The sequence below is a fragment of the Thiomonas sp. genome (genome assembly GCF_054608695.1).
In genome coordinates, this window is sequence record NZ_JBTRXV010000170.1 from 1 (window position 1) to 4095 (window position 4095).

The window sequence follows — 4095 nt, forward strand, 5'->3', positions numbered from 1 at the left end:
GTCCGCCGCTGCCACCGCGCAATCCTGGGGCCGCCGTGCCGTAATGCACGGTCCCGTCGCCGTACACCAGAGGATCTGGTCCGCCGCCGCTTCCAGCTCGTCCTGGTGATCCAGCTCGCTGGCCCGCCCCAGGGCCGCCACATAGAGGACCCGGTTGCCGGCGGCGCGCAGGGCGGGGCCGATATCCAGCATCACGGCGGCACCCCAGCGCCCCGCCACCACCAGGATGGTCTGCCCCTGGGGGATATGGGTGGGCGCCCCGGTGGGGCCCATGAGGACCAGCGGGTCCCCGGGCTGCAAACGGCCCACCAGGCGCGGCCCGGTCCCCCATTGCAGGACCAGGAGGCGAATGGCATCCCCTTCCACCCCCGCGCCGCTCACCGTGAGCACCGGGATCTGCAGGCGCGTTCCCGATTGCATGGGACTGGTGGCCTCGAAGGTTTGCAGGCGAAAGAACTGGCCCGGCCGGAAATTCCGCGCGGCCAGCGGTGCGCGGACCCAGAGCTCGACCACCGCCGGATTCGTCCGGTCGATGCGCAGCACACGCGCCGTCAGGGCATCGGCCATCTGCGCGCGGAAGGCGGCCAGGTCAGCGGCCACCACCGGCCTGGCCGCGAGCACGGCCATGACCTGCGGGTAGGTGGCCTTGGCCGAAGCAATGGCCTTCACGACACTGCCATGGAAGACCGGATGGGTATCGCCGATGAAGCTGATGCGCTGCCGGTCGTGGGCATAGGAGGTGAAGGGACCCGCTTCGGGGGCCTTGCAGTGGGCAGCCACCTGCACGGCCTGCAACGCCTCCCCGTGGGCGATGTGGGGCTGGAAATGGTCGCCGTCGAGGACGAAGGTGCCGGGGTATTCCCGCTCGTAAATGGTATTGGGCACGGTGCCGGCGGCGATGAAGACCGCCCGCGCCGGCAGCTCCACCTCCGCCGTGCTATTCAGCCACTGCCCCTCCACCTCGGTCATGCGTCGAAAGACCATGCGCTCGATATGCCCGTAGGCGTCCAGCTCGGCGCGCAGGGGATCCAGGCCTTCGGCATAGAAGAGCCCTTCCTGCATGGCTTTGATGAGCTCCTCGTGATTCCGGGTATAGGCCGGCGACTGACTCATCCCCTTGCGATAGGCCAGGGTCACCCCGCCCCAGGCCTGCAGGAGCGGCACGAAATCGGGTGCCTCTCCGGCCGCCGCGGCGCGCCGCCGTTCCTCCCGGACGGCCCGGCCATGGTCCAGGAACTCTTCCAGGATCTGGGCATCCTCCGCGGAAAGCCCCGCGCGCAGCTTCTCCTCCCCCAGGGTCGGCACCATGGCCTCGTAGCGTTCGCGGACCTTCTCCACCTGCTTGATGTAGTAGGCCTGAACCTCCGTCGCCGTATCCACCGCCGTCAGCCCGCCGCCAATGACCACCGCCGGCAGGCGCACCTGCAGATTGGCCAGACTGCTCTTCTTGCCCGCCCCGGTGAGCTGCAGCGCCATGAGAAAGTCGCTGGCCTGGCGCATGCCCCGCGCCAGACTCTCGCCCATGGGCACCAGGCGCGGCAAGCCCGCGCCGGTGGCGATGCAGACATGGTCAAAGCCCAGCGCCCAGGCATCCTCCAGGGTGATGGTGCCGCCCAGGCGCACGCCGCCAAAGAGCTGAAAGCGGGCGCGCCGCGCCAGGCTCAGATAGATGAGTTTGAGGAAATTCTTGTCCCAGCGCACGGTGATGCCATACTCCGCCACCCCGCCGAAACCCAGCAGGAGCCGTTCGTCCAGGTCCTCCTGCAGCGCGCTCCAGTCGCGCACCGGGGCCTCGAGCCACTGGGCCGGCAGCGGCTCGATCTTGAGCCCGTCGATGCCCACCACGGCGCAGCCCTCCTGGGTGAGATGATGGGCCATGGTGAAGCCCGCCGGCCCCATGCCGGCCACCAGGACCTTGCGCCCGTTGTCGGGCTTGGGCAGATATTGGCAATCCCGCAGGGGGTTCCAGCGGGTGAAGAGGTCGTAGATCTCCACCCCCCAGGGCAGGCCCAGCACGTCGGTGAGGACGCGGGTCTCGATCTCGGGGATATTCACCGGATCCTGCTTTTGATAGATGCAGGCCTTCATGCAGTCATTGCAGATGCGATGACCCGTCGCCGGGATCATGGGATTGTCCACCATCACCATGGCCAGGGCGGCAATGCCGAAACCGTCGCGCTTGAGCAGTTGCATTTCGGAAATCTTCTCCTCCAGCGGACAACCCGTCAGGGTGACGCCGAGGGGATCGATCTTCAGCCCCAGCTCCGGCACCCCCTTTTTCTCCGGGAAGCCTTTGGAACAAAAGTCGCCGTCATGATCATGACAATAGAGGCAATAATGGACTTCGCTCTGCACCGCACGGGCGCCCATGCGCGGATCGGTGAGGTGAAAGCCGTCGCGTCGGCGCCACTGCGCGAGCGGCGCCATCAGCACCGCCGTGCCTGCCCCTTGCTGCCGGCGCTCCAGGGGAACCAGTTGGGTGGGATCCACCCGCTGCGGCAGGCGGAAGCTGGGCCAGTCCGCCACCGCCTGCGCCGCCTGGGGGTCGCTCAGGGCCAGGGCGCACCACTGGGTCAGGCCCGCCATCTCCGGCGCAAAGGCCGCCTCGTCCGCCAGCCAGATCTCCCCCAGGCGGGCAATGGCCCATTCCCGGTCGGCACCCGCAAAACCGTGACGCCGGATCTCCGCGTCCAGCCACTGCTGGAGGTCGGCAAAGGAGCGGGGAAACTCACCGCGATAACGGCGCGCCCGGCGCAGCACGAAGTGCTTCTTGAAGGCCATGACCACATCCTGGCTGCGGGTTTGCGCCTGCAGCGCCATGGCCTGCGCCTCGATGGTGAACAGCCGGGCCACAAAAGCCTCCAGATGGGGGGCCACCGCCAGCAGCAGGGCGCTGCGGGCCTGACCATCGAGGCCCTCGGCCCCGCGCCGATACGCCAGCAGCCCATCGCGCAGGCCCCCATCCTGCTCCCCCAGATAACGCAGAAAATCGCCGTCCAAACGGGCCAAGCCCGTATCGGTGAAAAGCTCCGAATAGCTGTAGCCTTCCGATAAATACAGTATGGAGGATGTATTTCGTTGAGGGTTGGCACGGCCGTTTTCCGTATTAATTAAAGCCATCTTGTCCGCCTATTATCTTATAATTCAATATCAAGGTAAACTTTTTTGTTTTTTACACCGTCCCATTTGTCGGCGTCCTCTAATGGTTCATTCTTTGCGCTTACAACTGGCCATTTAATAGATAGTTGTGCATTTATATTAATAAATTCGCGATATTCTAGTGGAATATTTTCTTCTTTATAGATCGCGCCAGCAGGACATTCTGGCTCACATAGAGTACAGTCTATACATTCCGCTGGATCTATAACCAGAAAGTTTGTCCCCTCATGGAAACAATCCACAGGACACACTTCAACACAATCCATATATTTGCATTTTATACAGTTTTCAGTAACTACAAATGTCATTTTTATCCTCGCTTATTCTGTCTCTATCTTTGCAATAGCCCACGCTGCCAATTTTTTTACGTCAGGATCCCTGTCCATCAGGGCCTCTCGTAAACTCCCAATGGCACGTGGATCACCAATCTATCCCAGGCAAATAGCCGCTTCCTTGCGCACATTACTGACAGAATGAAAGAGCATATTTTCGACTTCTTCAACAGCTTCCCTGGATTTGATTTTCCCTAGCGCAACTAATACTTTTGCAATTACCTGCCAATACGGTTCGGTAGAAATAACCTGTATGAGCTGGTTGCCAGCCTCCACAGCCTTAAGCTTCGCGATCGTGACAGCAGCCTCTTCCCTTACTTGCCATGCATCATCTTTAAGGCCATGACTAACTGCTGACAGTGTCTCTGGGCATAAAGAGTATCCTAGTGCGCCCATGGCAGTTCTTCTAACGTCAGTATTTTCGTCTGCAGAAGCAACATTTGCAAGATAAGGTAAATATGATGGATCTTGAAGGTACCCCAGCACCCCAGCGCTCTCTAAACGGACATGTTCCGATGAATCATGTAATCCATTCAGCGCATAGGTGGCGGCGCTCCGGATGCGGAGCGGTTTGATGGCCCGCAAGACAGATGCCTTAACAAAT

General features: G+C 61.8%; 3 protein-coding genes. All 3 read right to left on the minus strand.

The window, feature by feature from the left end; translation table 11 throughout:
• Positions 1-3009: FAD-dependent oxidoreductase (locus ACYCUK_RS23595; RefSeq protein ID WP_461597025.1), on the minus strand; the 3009-nt coding region annotated here is incomplete at its 3' end.
• Positions 3010-3137: 128 nt separating this feature from the next.
• A complete protein-coding gene (fdxA, locus tag ACYCUK_RS23600; RefSeq protein WP_461265931.1) occupies positions 3138-3467 on the minus strand; it encodes a ferredoxin FdxA in 330 nt (109 codons plus the stop codon).
• A 120-nt stretch (positions 3468-3587) separates the two neighbouring features.
• On the minus strand, positions 3588-4095 hold a 508-nt coding region (locus tag ACYCUK_RS23605; protein ID WP_461597026.1), incomplete at its 5' end, for a HEAT repeat domain-containing protein.